This window comes from Curtobacterium caseinilyticum (genome assembly GCF_030363035.1).
Classification (GTDB): Bacteria; Actinomycetota; Actinomycetes; order Actinomycetales; family Microbacteriaceae; genus Curtobacterium; species Curtobacterium caseinilyticum.
The window spans coordinates 1-14,438 of the sequence record NZ_JAUCMN010000002.1 but is presented as its reverse complement, the minus strand read 5'-3'; the positions used below and the strand labels follow the sequence as shown (position 1 = coordinate 14,438).

Sequence of the window (14,438 nt, the reverse complement as noted above, 5' to 3'; positions counted from 1 at the left end):
GCTCGGGTCAGCCTAACCGGACCGTCCGTCGCGCGTCGCGTCGCTCGTCCTGGCTGGGCGGGAGCACGGCTCGCGCGGTGCACCATCGACGGACCCGACGGAAGGCTCCGATGACGCACGTGTTCGAACCACGCCGGCCGTTCCCCGTGCCGCTGCACGTCGTGGCGACCGCCGCGGGCACCGCCCACGACGGCGACGAGCAGGTGACGGGGGTCGCGGTCTCGGCCGCCGACGTCCGGCCCGGCGGCCTCTTCGCCGCACTGCCCGGACGCCGCGCGCACGGCGCGGACCACGTGTCCGTCGCAGTCGCAGCCGGTGCCGTCGCGGTGCTGACGGACGCCGAGGGCGCGGCGCCTGCGGGCGGCACCGGCCTCCCGGTGCTCGTCGTCCCCGACCCGCGAGCGGTGCTCGGGGCGGTCGCCGCGACGGTGTACGGCACGGCCGTCCTGCCCTTCCCGGTGTTCGGCGTCACCGGCACGAACGGCAAGACGACCACCGTGCACGTCCTGGACGCCCTGCTGCGGCGCCTCGGACGCCGTACCGCGCACAGCTCGACGGTCGACCGCCGGATCGGCGACACCGCCGCGGCGAGCGCCCTGACCACGCCCGAGGCGCCCGAACTGCACGCGTTCCTGGCGGCAGCTGCCGAGGCCGGGGTCGGCGGGGTCGCGCTGGAGGTCAGCGCACAGGCGCTCACCCGGCACCGCACGGACGGCGTCGTGGTGGACGTCGCCGCGTTCACGAACCTGTCGCACGACCACCTGGACGACTACGCCGACATGGACGCCTACCTGGCGGCGAAGGCCGAGCTCTTCACCCCGGAACGCTCACGAGCGGCGGTCGTCTCGCTCGACTCCCCCGCCGGACGCCGCATCGTCGCGGGTGCCGGCGTCCCGGTGACGACCGTGAGCACCCGTGCGGACGCGGCCGCCGACTGGACCGTCCGCGTCACCGACCTGCGGGCGGAGGGCACCAGCGCGACGCTGACCGCGCCGGACGGCTCCGTCCTGCGCTTCTCGGTACCGCTGCTCGGGGTGCACGCCGCCGCGGACACGGGCCTCGCGCTGGTGGTGCTCGCGGTGTCCGGCGTGCCGTTCGACGAGCTGCTGGCGGCCACCGCGCGGCCGCTCGACGTCGACGTGCCCGGGCGGATGGCGGACGCCTCGGCTCCGACCGGGCCGCGGGTCTGGGTCGACTTCGCGCACACGCCCGACGCGTTCGCGAAGAGCCTCGCGGCCGTGCGGGCCGTCGTCCCGGGCACCGTCGCGATCGTCCTCGGTGCGGACGGCGACCGTGACCCGAGCAAGCGACACGCGATGGGCGTCGTCGCGGCGACGGCGGCGGACGTGGTCGTCGTGGCGGACCACCACCCGCGGACCGAGGCTCCCGACCCGATCCGGGCGGCGATCCTCGCCGGAGCACGCTCGGTCAGCACCGGGGCCGTGGTCGTCGAGGAGCCCGACCCGGCGCGCGCGATCCGCCTGGCGATCGGAGCGGTCGGCGACGACGGGGCCGTGTACTGGGCCGGACCGGGACTCACCGACTACCGGGACGTGGCCGGCGCGCACGTGCCGTACTCGTCGTTCCGCGACGCGCAGCGTGCCCTGGTCGAGGCGGGTCACCCGCAGGAGTCGTGCGAGCTGGCCGCGCGCTGAGAAGAGTTGTGCACAACCGGCTTGCGTGCAACACTTGCGACGTGCCGGTGACCGACGAGATGGTGTGCTTTTCGCTCTACGCGGCGTCCCGGGCCACCACCCAGGCGTACCGGGCCCTGCTCGAGCCCTGGGGGCTGACGTACCCGCAGTACCTCGTCCTCGTGACCCTTTGGATCGAGGGCGACCAGACCGTGTCCGGTCTCGGCGACCACCTGCAGCTCGACTCCGGCACCCTGTCGCCGCTGCTCCGCCGGATGGAGCAGGCGGGCCTGGTCCGTCGCGAACGTCGCAGTACCGACGAGCGCGTCGTCACCGTCACCCTCGGCGAGCGCGGCCGCACGATCCGCGCCGAACTCGCCCACGTCCCGGCGCAGATCGCCACGGGGATGGGCCTGCCCGACGAGCAGGCCGCCCTCGAGCTCATCGCGACGCTGCAGCGCCTCACCGCGACCATGCACGCCGCCGTGGCACCTGCCCCGGGCGCCGCCCCCGAGTCCCGCGCCCAGCGACCGTCCTCGGGCTGATCGCCGCGAGACCGGTCGCCCAGCCCGAGACTCACCCCCGGCCCCGGCCCCGGCCCCGGCCCCGGCCGCGCCGGCCCACTGACCCCACGAAGGAAGGAAGGACCCACATGGACGTCCTCTACACCGCCGAGGCCCTCGCCACGGGCGAAGGCCGCAACGGCCACGTCGCCACCAGCGACGGCCGCGTCGAGCACGACCTCGCCATCCCGAAGGAGATGGGCGGATCCGGCAACGGCGCGAACCCCGAGCAGCTGTTCGCCGCCGGTTACGCCGCGTGCTTCCACTCCGCACTGCAGGGCGTCGCCCGCGCGCAGAAGGTGAAGATCGCCGACTCGACCGTCGGCGGTCGCGTCTCGATCGGTCCGAACGGCCAGGGCGGCTACCAGCTCGCCGTCATGCTCGAGGTCGTCATCCCCGACATGGAGCACGACCAGGCACAGGCCCTCGCGGACGCTGCGCACCAGGTCTGCCCGTACTCGAACGCCACCCGCGGCAACATCGACGTCACCATCGTCGTCTCGGAGGACTGACCCGTGACCGACTCCGTCCCCACCACCATGCGTGCCGTGGTGCACGAGACCTTCGGCGAGCCGGCCGACGTCCTGACCGTCGCCGAGCGGCCCGTCCCGCAGCCCGGCCCCGGCCAGGTGCTCGTCCGCACGGTCCTCTCCCCGATCCACAACCACGACCTGTGGACCATCCGCGGCACCTACGGCTTCAAGCCCGAGCTCCCCGCCGCCAGCGGCACCGAGGCGCTCGGCGTCGTCGAGGCGCTCGGCGAGGGCGTCGACCGGCTCCAGGTCGGCCAGCGCGTCGCCGGCGGCACCTTCGGCGTCTGGGCCGAGTACTACGTCGCCGACGCCGCCGGGCTCGTCCCCGTGCCGGACGCCATGCCCGACGAGGCCGCATCGCAGCTCGTCTCGATGCCGTTCAGCGCGATCAGCCTGCTGCACTCGCTCGACCTGCACGAGGGCGACTGGATCATCCAGAACGCCGCGAACGGTGCCGTCGGCCGCATGGTCGCGCAGCTCGGCAAGGCCCGCGGCATCAACGTGATCGGCCTGGTCCGTCGTGCCGAGGGGGTCGAGGAGCTCCGCGAGCAGGGCATCGACCGCATCGTCGCCACCGACGCCGAGGGCTGGCAGGACCAGGTCCGCGAGCTCACCGGTGGAGCGCCGATCGTCGCGGGCGTCGAGTCCGTCGGCGGCAAGGCCGCGGGTGACATCGCGTCGGTCATGGGCGAGGACGGCACGCTCGTCGTCTTCGGCGCCATGGCGTCGCCGACGCTCGAGATCCCGTCCGGCAAGGTCATCTTCGGCCAGCTCACCATCAAGGGCTTCTGGGGCGCGGTCGTCAGCAAGACCATGCCGGCCGAGACCAAGGGGCAGCTCTTCGGCGAGCTCATCACCCGTGTGCTCGACGGCTCGCTGACGCTCCCCGTCTCCGAGACCTTCGTCTTCGAGGACGCCCGCGACGCCGCGCGTGCCAGCGACACCGCCGGCCGCGTCGGCAAGGTGCTCCTGCGCCCGTAGACGCGACCACACGACCGACGGGAGGCCCGTGGCGACACCGCCACGGGCCTCCCGTCCGCCACCGGGCGCGCAGGCGACGTCACATCGCCTCCTTCAGCCCCTTCCGCACGAGCAGCGCGTTCATCGGGTACGAGCAGACGAACCCCGCGACCATCGCGACCTGCATGGCGACCCAGTACTCGGGCGTCAGCACGCCCACCCGGCCGCCGAGCAGGGCGGGCAGCATCGCGAACTGCAGCACGGCCATCGCGCCGTACATGCCGACCTGCCATGCCGTGATGCTGAGCGTGTCGGCCTTGAGCGCGGCGACGATCCCGGCGCGCCAGCCCAGTCCCCGCATCGGCGCGATCGCCGCGTACTGGAACGCGATGCCCACCGCGAAGGCGATGACGAAGTCGATGATCCACCCCGCGACGATGCGGTCCTGGTAGAGCGTCCCGAGCCCGACGAGCGTGCCCAGTGCCGGGAAGGCGACGAGCCCGAACTCGCCCACGAGGTCACCGAGCGCGCACCCGGCCCCGCAGTGGCTCGTGTCGATCGCCGTCCCCGCCGAGCGCCCGTGACCGTCCACCGTCGCACGGCCCCGGCGCAGGTAGAAGACCAGCCACACCACGCTGCCGAACAGCATCGTCAGCGGCCAGACCAGGGTCATCACGCGCATGTGCGGCGGGTGCCGGAGGACGTCGACCGTGACGAACACCGCGCACCCGATCGCGACGGCCAGCAGCACCGCGCAGACGACCGTCAGCGCCGTCGGCAGGTCTCCCACCTGCAGTTCCGTCATCGTGCACGCCTCCCGGTGATCGTCGTCCCCTGACGACCGTGCAGGCTACCGACCCGGCGAGCGCCCGGGGTCAGTGACGTGTCCCCCGGCCACCACACGACGCGACGGGAGGCACGGTGCCCGCTGGCACCGTGCCTCCCGTCCCGTCGTGTGGGCTGCTACCGCCGCGACTGCTTCGCGGGGACCGTGAAGATGTTGCCGGTGGTGACGCCCTCCTCGACCTCCTCCAGGGTGCGGCCGCGGCTCTCGGGCACGAACTTCCAGATGAAGAGGAGCGCGAGGACCCCGACGGCGGCGAAGCCGAAGAAGGTGCCGGTGATGCCGGTCGCCGCGACGATCGTCGGGAAGTACAGGCCGAGGAACGCGTTGGCGATCCAGAGGCAGAAGACCGCGATGCCCATGCCGAGCGCCCGGATCTGCGTCGGGAAGATCTCCGAGAGCAGGACCCAGACCGCGATGTTGAGGAAGGTCTGCATCGAGCCGACGAACGCGACGACGAGGAACAGGATCACCCACGGACGAGCCGGGTTGCCGTCGACCAGGGTCATCGACGCGATGCCGATGAGGAAGTGGCAGACCGTCGTGAGCGAGAACCCGAGGATCAGCGTCGTGCGGCGGTTGATCTTCTCCATGTTGTAGATCGCGATGAAGCCACCGATCACGGCGATGACACCGGGGGCGATGTTCGCGATGAGGGCCGCCGACGCCTGGAACCCGGACTCGATGAGCACCGTCTGGCCGTAGTACATGATCGAGTTGATGCCGGTGAGCTGCTGCGCGACGCCGAGGCCCGCGCCGATCAGCACGATGCGGATGAGCCACTTGTTGCCGAGCAGCACCCGCCAGCCGCTCTCGCGCTGGACCTTCGCCTCGAGCTCGTTCGTCCGCTTGATGTCGTCGAGCTCGGCCTTCGCGCGCTCCTCCGAGCGGATCTGCGAGAGGACCCCGAGGGCCTCGCCGTAGCGCCCCTTCGAGGCGAGCCACCGCGGCGACTCCGGGACCCGGAGCATGCCGACGAAGAGCGCGATCGCGGGCAGGGCGCACACGGCGAGCATGACGCGCCACACGCCGTTGCCCTCGCCCCAGAGGTTGCCGATGATCGCGTTCACCACGAAGGCGGCGAGCTGACCGACGACGATCATGAGCTCGTTGCGGCCGGACAGCGACCCGCGGATCTCGTACGGGGCGAGCTCGGCGAGGAACACCGGGACCACCGTCGACGCACCGCCGACCGCGAGGCCGAGCAGGACACGTCCGACGACCATGACGCCGAAGGCCGGCGCGAAGACGCAGGTCAGGGTCCCGACGAAGAAGACCACCGCGAGCAGGATGATCGTCTTGCGACGCCCCCAGCCGTCGGCGATCCGGCCGCCGAGCATCGCACCGATCGCCGCGCCGAAGAGCAGCGAACTCGTGACGACGCCCTCGGTCAGGTTCGTCAGGCCGAGCTCCTCCTTCATGGGGAGCAGGGCGCCGTTGATCACGCCCGTGTCGTAGCCGAAGAGCAACCCGCCGAAGGTCGCGACCAGGGCGAGGACGCCGAGACGGCGGCGGTGCGGCCCCTCGCCGACCGGGGGCAGTGCGACGCTCGGTTGCGTCGGCTTGATGTCGACCATTCGGATGACTCCTTCGTCGGGTGATCGCGTCTTCGCGTGAGCCGATCGTAACCCGAATCCATGTCCTGTCAATTGGACATTCTGTCGATGTGACGTTTGGACCGGTCCACGAAACACCTGGTCAGCGAGGGAGCGGTCCAATGTGTCACGGCCCGACACCATCATGGCGCAGCACCGGGCGCGGGCTGGTGGCGGTGGGCGTCAGTCCGTACCGCCGGGCCCGTCACCGAGGACGTCCCCCAGGGAGGCCATGCCGGCACCGTGGTCGGTGTACCGGCGGACGGTCCGGCGCGCAGCCGCACTCGCGGCACCGCCGAGGGCCGGGTTCCGCCGTGCTGCGTCCGCCACGCGACCGGCGTGCCCGGCGGTGGACAGGAGCACGTTCGCCAGGGCGCGGGCGGCCCCCGGCTCCGGCACCCCCGTGACCGTCCAGGCGCTCCGGAGCTGCTCATCCGGCGTCACACCGCGGCGGGTGCCCATGCGGTGCCAGTCGGACAGGGCGCCCTCGGTGCGCTCGGCCGCCCGCTCGACCTCGCCGGCGCGTCGACGCTCGACGGCCCGTGCCGCATCCGCCGCGCCCTCGTCGCCACCGTGCTGCCGCCCGTCGACCGCTGCCGCTCGCTGCCGGGCGGCGGTGTCGTCCCCTCCTGCTTCGGCGATGCGCGCGGCGTGGGCGGCGGCTGCTGCGGCGAGGATCTCGTGGCGGTCCATGCCTCGACGCTAGCCGCTCGGACCGACAGCTCCACCTCAGGACACATCCCGGCCCCCGACGAGCCGGTCGCTCCGTCTCCGGCAGTACCATCGGGACCCGAGGGGGAATCATGAACCGAACCGTTGCGACCGGCGCCGCCTGCCTGGTCACCGTCGTCGCGCTGTCCGGTTGCTCGCTGTTGCGCGGGTCCGACGGAGCGCTCCCGGCGCCCTCGGACCCGCCGACGGCGACCCGCACCGCCGAGGCGACCCCGACCGCGACGCCGGACGGCGGATCCGACGCCGACCTGCTCGAGGCGTCGGCCACCCCGGTCGCGCCGACCCCGGTCCCCACCGAGGCCGCGCTCCCCGACCCGGTGCTCACCGCCATCCCCGCGGGCACCGTCCTGAGCGAGGGCGACGTCGCCTCGCCGAAGGGGAGCATCCACTTCCACTACCGCGTCGTCGCCGACGGGGACGACACCTTCACGGCGCAGTACAGCGGCGTCACGTCGACGCTGCCGGTGCCGATCGACGTCGGGTTCTTCGAGCGGTCACGCCAGGTCGGCGACGGGTTGACCTACCACGGCGTCGGCGACGTCGTGCTCGGCGGTCCGACCTCGGCACCCCTGGCGACGTCGGTGCCGCTCGACGGTTCCGGGGTGGACCCGTCCGGGCTCGTCACACTCGTGGTGTCCTCGGCCGCACAGCCCGGCCAGGCGGACGTGCCCGTCGAGATCGCGACGGACAAGGTGCTCGCGGTGGCGCCGGTGCGGTGGTCCGTCCCGGCGCGGCAGACGAACGTGCACCCGGTCGACGGGGGTGCCCGGGCGAACGCCGCGGGACAGCTGACCGCCGCGACGGCATCGGGCGCGCCGCGCTCCTACACGGTGGCGCGGAACGACCTGATCGGCGACGTCGCCGCCCGCTTCGGCATCAGCGTGAAGGCGTTGGTCTGGCTGAACGAGGGCGTGCAGGTCTTCGGCGACGACCAGTACCTCTACGAGGGCACGTCGCTCAACCTCGACCCGCTCGCCCGCTGAGGCGCGCGCTCGCCCGAGCACGCGCTTGCCGAGTCTCGCGCAGGCGGACAAGTTCGCGGCCCGCGAGCCGCGAAGACGTCCGCGGGGCCGAGTCTCGGGGCCGGGTCGCTCAGGTGCCAGCGCGAGGACGGACGGGAGGCGCGGTGCCAGCCGGCACCGCGCCTCCCGTCCGTCCCGTGGATGCGTCGCTACGCGCCGCGCAGCTCCAGGTACTTGGCGATGAGCGCCTTCGTGGACGAGTCCTGCGACGCGAGGGCGTCCTGGTCGCCGTCGACCGCCGGGGCGATCTGCAGCGCGAGCTGCTTGCCGAGCTCGACGCCCCACTGGTCGAACGAGTCGATGCCCCAGATGGTGCCCTCGGTGAACACGATGTGCTCGTAGAGCGCGATGAGCTGGCCGAGCACGCTCGGGGTGAGCTCCGGCGCGAGGATCGACGTCGACGGCTTGTTGCCCGTGAAGGTGCGGGCCGCGACGATCCCCTCGTCGGTGGTGCCCTCGGCGCGGACCTCGTCGGCGGTCTTGCCGAACGCCAGCGCCTTGGTCTGCGCGAAGAAGTTCGCGAGGAACAGCGCGTGGACGTCCTGCCCGGGCTGCACGGCCTTCCCGTCGCCGGACTCGTCCTTCAGCGGGCGGGCCGGCTTCGCGACGGTGATGAAGTCCGCCGGGATCAGGCGCGTGCCCTGGTGGATCAGCTGGTAGAACGCGTGCTGGCCGTTCGTGCCCGGCTCTCCCCAGAAGACCTCGCCGGTGTCGGTCGTGACCGGGGTGCCGTCCCAGCGGACGCGCTTGCCGTTCGACTCCATCGTGAGCTGCTGCAGGTACGCGGCGAAGCGGTGCAGGTACTGCGTGTACGGCAGCACCGCGTGGCTCTGCGCCCCGAGGAAGTTCGTGTACCAGACGTTGAGCAGACCCATCAGCACGGGGACGTTCTGCTCGAGCGGCGTGGTGCGGACGTGCTCGTCGATCGCGTGGAAGCCCGCGAGGAACTGCTCCCAGTTCTCCTGGCCGATCGCGATGATGACGCTCGTGCCGATGGCCGAGTCGACCGAGTAGCGGCCGCCCACCCAGTCCCAGAAGCCGAAGGCGTTCTCCGGGTCGATGCCGAACGCGGCGACCTTGTCGAGCGCGGTCGAGACGGCGACGAAGTGCTTCGCGACGGCATCGGACTTCTCGTCGTCGCTCGCACCGGTCAGGCCCAGCTTCTCCCACAGCCACTGGCGGGCCAGGCGGGCGTTGGTGAGGGTCTCGAGCGTGCCGAAGGTCTTCGACGCGACGATGAACAGCGTGGTCTCGGGGTCGAGGTCCGCGGTCTTCTCGTAGATGTCCGCGGGGTCGATGTTCGAGACGAAGCGCGCCTCGAGACCGGGCTGGACGTACGGCTTGAGTGCTTCGTAGACCATGACCGGGCCGAGGTCCGAGCCGCCGATGCCGATGTTGACGACGGTCTCGATGCGCTTGCCGGTGACACCGGTCCACGAGCCGTCCCGCACCTTCGACGCGAAGGCGTAGACCTTGTCGAGGGTGGCGTGCACGTCGGCGTCGACGTCCTGGCCGTCGACGACGAGCGCGGGCTCGATGCCCTTCGGACGACGGAGCGCGGTGTGCAGCACGGCGCGGTCCTCGGTCACGTTGATGTGCTCACCGGCGAGCATCGCCTGGAAGCGCTCGGCGACGTTCGTGTCCTTCGCGACCTGCAGCAGGGCGCCGAGGATCTCGTCGTCGACCAGGCCCTTCGACAGGTCGACGGTCAGGTCGGCGGCCTGGAACGTGTAGCGCTCGGCGCGACCGGGGTCGCTGTCGAACCAGCCGCGCAGGTCCGGGGTGAAGCCGTCGGCGATGCCGGCGAGCGTCTTCCAGCCGTCGGTCGATGTGGGGTCGACGGGAGCGGATTCGGTCACTTCGGTCCTCCTGGGTACCTTCAAGACGTACTGGACCGCGGGTCACCGCAGCGCTGCGTCGCGGACCACGTCCGAGCGTAGTGCCGTCGCGGTGTCGCCGCGCACAGGCCACCGGGTCACGCGGTGGGGGCGAAGCGACGGAGTCGCAGGCTGTTCGTGACGACGAACACCGACGAGAACGCCATCGCCGCGCCGGCCAGCACGGGGTTGAGCAGTCCGGCCATCGCGAGCGGGATCGCCGCGACGTTGTACGCGAACGCCCAGAACAGGTTGCCCCGGATCGTCCGCAGGGTCGCCCGCGACAGTCGGACCGCGTCGGCCACGACGGTCAGCCGACCGCTGACGACCGTGATGTCGCTCGCCGCGATCGCCGCGTCCGTCCCCGCCCCCATGGCGATGCCGAGGTCTGCCGCCGCCAGGGCTGCCGCGTCGTTCACGCCGTCGCCGACCATCGCGACGGTCCGTCCCTCGGCCTGCAGCCCGCGGACCGTGTCGAGCTTCGAAGCGGGGGTCGCGCGGGCGTGGACCTCGTCGATCCCGACCTGCGCAGCGACGGAGCGGGCGGCGCCCTCGTTGTCGCCGGTCAACAGCACCGGGCGGAGGTCGAGGGAGACGAAGCGCCGGACCGCGTCCGCCGCCTCGGGCTTCACGGTGTCGCCGACGACGACCGCGCCGAGCACCGTCCCGCCCCGAGCGACGAGGACCACGGTTCCGCCGCCGTCCTCGGCCGCAGCGACCTGTGCCGCCAGCGCCCCGGGCACGGTGACGGCCCACGACCCGGCGAGCCAGCGCGCGGTGCCGACGACGACGACCTCGCCGTCGACCACGGCCTGCACCCCCGCGCCGGGCGTCGCGGCGAACTGCTCCGCCGTGGGGACGTCGAGGTCCCGCGACTGCGCGGCCAGGACGACCGCCCGCGCGACGGGGTGTTCGGACCCGTCCTCGACGGCGGCGGCCAGCGTCAGCAGCTCGCCCTCGTCGACACCGGCGTCGGGGACCACCGACACCGCCGCGACGCGCATCTCCCCCGTGGTCACGGTGCCGGTCTTGTCGAGCACGATCGTGTCCACCGTGCGGGTGCGCTCGAGCGCCTGCGGTCCGCCGATCAGGATGCCGAGCTGCGACCCCCGCCCGGTGCCGACCAGGAGCGCCGTGGGCGTCGCGAGGCCGAGCGCGCAGGGGCAGGCGATGATGAGCGTCGCGACGGCCGCGGTGAACGCCGCGGTCAGCGAGCCGCCGGCCACGAGCCACCCGACGAAGGCGAGCACGGCCAGGCCGATCACGATCGGGACGAAGACCCCGGAGACCCGGTCGGCCAGACGCTGCACCGCGGCCTTGCCGGTCTGTGCCTCCTCGACGAGCCGACCCATCCGGGCGAGTTCGGTGTCGGCACCGACCGCCGTCACCTCGACCACGAGCCGGCCGCCGACGTCGATGGTCGCTCCGGTGACCCGGTCACCGGGCCGGACCTCGACCGGGACGGACTCGCCCGTGAGCATGCTGAGGTCGACCGCGGAGGACCCCTCTCGCACGACGCCGTCGCTGGGGATCCGCTCCCCCGGGCGCACGACCACGAGGTCGCCGACGACGAGCGACGCGGTCGGCACCCGGCGCTCGACCGTGCCGGTGGGACCGTCGCGGAGCACCGCGGCGTCCTTGGCCCCGAGTTCGAGGAGCGCACGGAGTGCGGCACCGGACTGCTGCTTCGCCCGGGCCTCCATGTACCGACCGGCGAGGATGAAGACCGTCACGGCCGAGGCGACCTCGAGGTAGAGGTCGCTCGCCTCGGGGTCGGTCGCGAACCACGAGAAGGTCATGTGCATGCCGGCACGTCCGGCGTCACCGAGGAACAGGGCGTACAGCGACCACCCGAACGCAGCGAGGACGCCGACGCTCACCAGGGTGTCCATCGTGGCGGCACCGTGGCGGGCGTTCACCCACGCGGCCCGGTGGAACGGCAGGGCACCCCACACGGCGACGGGTGCGGCCAGTGCCAGGGCCGCCCACTGCCAGTTCGGGAACTGCAGCGCGGTCACCATCGACAGCAGGACGACCGGCAGGGCGAGGGCCGCCGAGACCACGAGTCGCTGGCGGAGCGGCGCGGTGGGGTCGGCGGGAGCGGTGTCGTCGGGCGCGTCGGGCTCCGGCCGCTGCACGCGAACGGTCGCGCCGTAGCCGGCCGACTCGACGGCGGAGACGAGCGCCGTCGGGTCGACCGAGTCGGGTTCGGTGACCGTGACCTGCGCCTGCTCGGTCGCGTAGTTCACGGTCGCGCTGACGCCCGGCAGCTTGCCGAGCTTCCGCTCGATGCGGTTCGCGCACGAGGCGCAGGTCATCCCCGTGATGTCGAGCTCGACGACGCTCTCGTTCACCGGTCCACGACCTCGTACCCTGCCTCGGCGATCGCGCCGCGGAGGGCCTCGTCGTCCAGCGGACGGTCCGAGGTGACGGTGACGGACGACGAGCCGCCCGGCACGAGTGCGACCGCGACGTCGGTGACGCCGGCGAGCTCGGAGACCTCCTCGGTCACACTCGCCACGCAGTGCTCGCACGTCATCCCGGTCACGGCGACGGTCTCGGTGGTCATGGGGTCCTCCTCGTGGTGGTGGTGGTGGTGTGGAGCGGGCGTCACGTCAGGAGCGGACGAGCCGGGCGATCGCGTCGCTCGCCTCGCGCACCTTGGCGTCGGCGGCCTCGCCGCCCTCGGCGACGGCTTCGGCGACGCAGTGGCGCAGGTGGTCCTCGAGCAGCGAGAGCGCCACACGCTCGAGCGCTCGGTTCGCCGCGGAGATCTGCGTGAGGACGTCGATGCAGTAGGTCTCGTCCTCGACCATGCGCGCGATGCCGCGCACCTGCCCCTCGGCGCGGCGCAGTCGCTTGAGCAGGTCGTCCTTGTCGTCGATGTACCCGACGTGCGTGTGTTCCGTCACGGTGCCCTCCGTCCTCGTGCAACAGGGTACCCCCCTGGGGTATTTCGAGCACCGAAACCTGTACTGCTCCCTGAGAATGTGTCAGCACACTGCACCGCTGGTGCCGGACGACGGAGACCTCCGCCGTGCTCGCGCGATCCGCTCCGGCGCGCGGATCGGCGGGTGCCGCACCGGACGGGAGGCGCGGTGTGCGTCCCCCTGCGCCTCCCGTCCGGCCGCGGTCGCGTCCCGCAGGAGCGCGCTTCCCGGACAGGGCTGCGATGATGCCCCGGTGAGCACCTCGTCGACGAACGGATTCCGCCGACTGCGGTTCACCGACGGCGACGGCACCGACTACGCGCGCATCTTCTCGGCCGAGTACAACGGCAGCGACCTCGGCTCCGACACCTTCGTCACCGACGGGACGCGGTACGAGTACACGATCGTCGGGGACGACGACGTCACGCTCCGCACGATGCGCTCCGAGGGCGGACGTCGTGGTGGCCTGATCGGACCGCGGACGGACCACGTCGTGTTCTGGCTCACCAGGGGGCGCCTCGAGATGCACTTCGCGGACCGCACGCGGGTGATCGAGCCCGGCAGTCCCTACATCGCCTCGGCATCCGAGGCGTACCGGTTCGCGTCCGCCGACACCGTCTACAACGGCCTGCACCTCTCCGACTCGTTCCTGCGCTCCGTCGGCGAGGAGCTCGGGTACCGCATGCCGAGCGGCCCGCTGCTGTTCGACCAACAGGACGCCGCGGTCGCCCAGCAGGAACCCCTCCGTCGACTCGTGCAGGACCTCGCGCCCGCACTGCTCGACGACCGCGTCGTGGGGAAGATGCGGACGGCACTGAACCGCCGGTTGGCGGTCGTCGTCCTCGACACCTTCCCGATCCGGAACCGCGGCGAGGACGTCCCGGTCGCGAACCGACTCCGCGACGCCGTGCGGTACATCGAGGCGCACGCGCAGGACCGCCCCTCGGTGCCGGACATCGCCGCCGCCTGCGGGCTCAGCCAACGCGGCCTGCAGGACGTCTTCGCGCGGACGCTCGGAACGACCCCGAACCGGTTCCTCCGCGACCACCGCCTGGACTGCGTGCGCCGCGAGCTCCTGCGGGCGCCCGGCGATGACGGCGTCACGCCGATCGCCCGCCGGTGGGGCTTCACGAACCCGGGCCGCTTCGCCGCGGCCTACCGGGACCGCTTCGGCGAGGACCCGGCGGCGACGCTCCGGACGTCACGGGCCGCCCGCCCGGAGGCCGGGCGGACGTCGTGGCGGGTGCGTCGCGCGATCGCGTACATCACCGAACACGCGGGCACCGACCTGACCGTGGAGGCCATCGCCGCCGCAGCGGGCGTCCGACCCCGTCGGCTGCAGCAGCTGTTCCAGGAGGAGTGCGGGCAGTCCCCGATGGCCTACGTGCGGTCCGTGCGCGACGCCGCCCCCCGCAACACCGAAGCCGGAATCGGCGGCCGCGCCTGAGCCGTGTCCCTCCGGGGTACACGGAGAACCGGCGTTCTGGCATTTTTCCTGGAAGTGCGCTGGATCCCGTGACGGTGGCGTGACGAACCTCGGTGCCAGCCCGTCCCATCCGTGAACAGCAACCGCTGGGAACGTGTCCTGGCGGGCATCGAAGGGAGCACACCATGGCTGACACCACCACGACCACCCCGGCATCGACCCGCTCGACCGGCACCCACGCCTCCGGCACCGCGGGCAAGACCACGATCGACGACACCGTCGTGTCGAAGGTCGCGGGCATCGCTGCTCGTGAGGTCAACGG

At 72.4% G+C, this 14,438-nt stretch carries 13 protein-coding genes; 6 read left to right on the top strand and 7 right to left on the bottom strand.

From position 1 onward, the window contains the following. The first annotated feature begins 110 nt into the window (after positions 1–110). From QUG93_RS02640 to QUG93_RS02625, 4 genes are all read left to right on the top strand, one after another. Positions 111–1,655 carry a Mur ligase family protein gene (locus QUG93_RS02640; RefSeq protein WP_434533073.1) on the top strand — a complete coding sequence of 515 codons (1,545 nt, stop codon included), beginning with the start codon at positions 111–113 and terminating at the stop codon, positions 1,653–1,655. A 59-nt stretch (positions 1,656–1,714) separates the two neighbouring features. Next, positions 1,715–2,179 (top strand): MarR family winged helix-turn-helix transcriptional regulator, encoded by a 465-nt coding sequence (locus QUG93_RS02635; RefSeq protein WP_289472596.1) that lies wholly within the window; start codon positions 1,715–1,717, stop codon positions 2,177–2,179. A 107-nt stretch (positions 2,180–2,286) separates the two neighbouring features. Further along, a complete protein-coding gene (locus tag QUG93_RS02630; RefSeq protein WP_289472077.1) occupies positions 2,287–2,709 on the top strand; it encodes an organic hydroperoxide resistance protein in 423 nt (140 codons plus the stop codon). 27 nt (positions 2,710–2,736) lie between these two features. Beyond that, positions 2,737–3,711 carry a zinc-binding dehydrogenase gene (locus tag QUG93_RS02625; protein WP_289472594.1) on the top strand — a complete coding sequence of 325 codons (975 nt, stop codon included), beginning with the start codon at positions 2,737–2,739 and terminating at the stop codon, positions 3,709–3,711. A gap of 79 nt (positions 3,712–3,790) precedes the next feature. Here QUG93_RS02625 and QUG93_RS02620 read toward each other — a convergent pair whose 3' ends face one another. The 3 genes from QUG93_RS02620 to QUG93_RS02610 all read right to left on the bottom strand — a co-directional run bounded on the left by QUG93_RS02620 (position 3,791) and on the right by QUG93_RS02610 (position 6,822). Then, on the bottom strand, positions 3,791–4,495 hold the full coding sequence (locus QUG93_RS02620; RefSeq protein WP_289472076.1) for a DUF4396 domain-containing protein: 705 nt from the start codon (positions 4,493–4,495) through the stop codon (positions 3,791–3,793). A gap of 158 nt (positions 4,496–4,653) precedes the next feature. Continuing rightward, positions 4,654–6,111, bottom strand: a complete 1,458-nt coding sequence (locus QUG93_RS02615; RefSeq protein WP_289472075.1) for a sugar porter family MFS transporter — start codon at positions 6,109–6,111, stop codon at positions 4,654–4,656. Positions 6,112–6,312: 201 nt separating this feature from the next. Beyond that, entirely contained in the window at positions 6,313–6,822 is a 510-nt protein-coding gene (locus QUG93_RS02610; protein ID WP_289472074.1) for a hypothetical protein, read from the bottom strand. Positions 6,823–6,932: 110 nt separating this feature from the next. On the opposite strand from QUG93_RS02610, the gene QUG93_RS02605 reads away from it, so the two are divergent. Then, the gene (locus QUG93_RS02605; RefSeq protein ID WP_289472073.1) at positions 6,933–7,844 is read left to right on the top strand and encodes a LysM domain-containing protein; all 912 of its coding nucleotides are present in this window, start codon (positions 6,933–6,935) and stop codon (positions 7,842–7,844) included. A gap of 188 nt (positions 7,845–8,032) precedes the next feature. On the opposite strand, the gene pgi is transcribed toward QUG93_RS02605, so the two are convergent. From pgi to QUG93_RS02585, 4 genes are all read right to left on the bottom strand, one after another. After that, positions 8,033–9,742 carry a glucose-6-phosphate isomerase gene (pgi, locus tag QUG93_RS02600; protein WP_289472072.1) on the bottom strand — a complete coding sequence of 570 codons (1,710 nt, stop codon included), beginning with the start codon at positions 9,740–9,742 and terminating at the stop codon, positions 8,033–8,035. A 116-nt stretch (positions 9,743–9,858) separates the two neighbouring features. Then, entirely contained in the window at positions 9,859–12,114 is a 2,256-nt protein-coding gene (locus QUG93_RS02595) for a heavy metal translocating P-type ATPase (protein ID WP_289472071.1), read from the bottom strand. After that, the gene (locus QUG93_RS02590; protein WP_289472070.1) at positions 12,111–12,329 is read right to left on the bottom strand and encodes a heavy-metal-associated domain-containing protein; all 219 of its coding nucleotides are present in this window, start codon (positions 12,327–12,329) and stop codon (positions 12,111–12,113) included. The genes QUG93_RS02595 and QUG93_RS02590 overlap by 4 nt, the downstream gene beginning before the upstream one ends. Before the next feature lie 46 nt (positions 12,330–12,375). After that, on the bottom strand, positions 12,376–12,672 hold the full coding sequence (locus QUG93_RS02585; RefSeq protein WP_289472069.1) for a metal-sensitive transcriptional regulator: 297 nt from the start codon (positions 12,670–12,672) through the stop codon (positions 12,376–12,378). Positions 12,673–12,943: 271 nt separating this feature from the next. On the opposite strand from QUG93_RS02585, the gene QUG93_RS02580 reads away from it, so the two are divergent. Beyond that, a complete protein-coding gene (locus QUG93_RS02580) occupies positions 12,944–14,137 on the top strand; it encodes a helix-turn-helix transcriptional regulator (protein WP_289472068.1) in 1,194 nt (397 codons plus the stop codon). Positions 14,138–14,438: the final 301 nt, after the last annotated feature.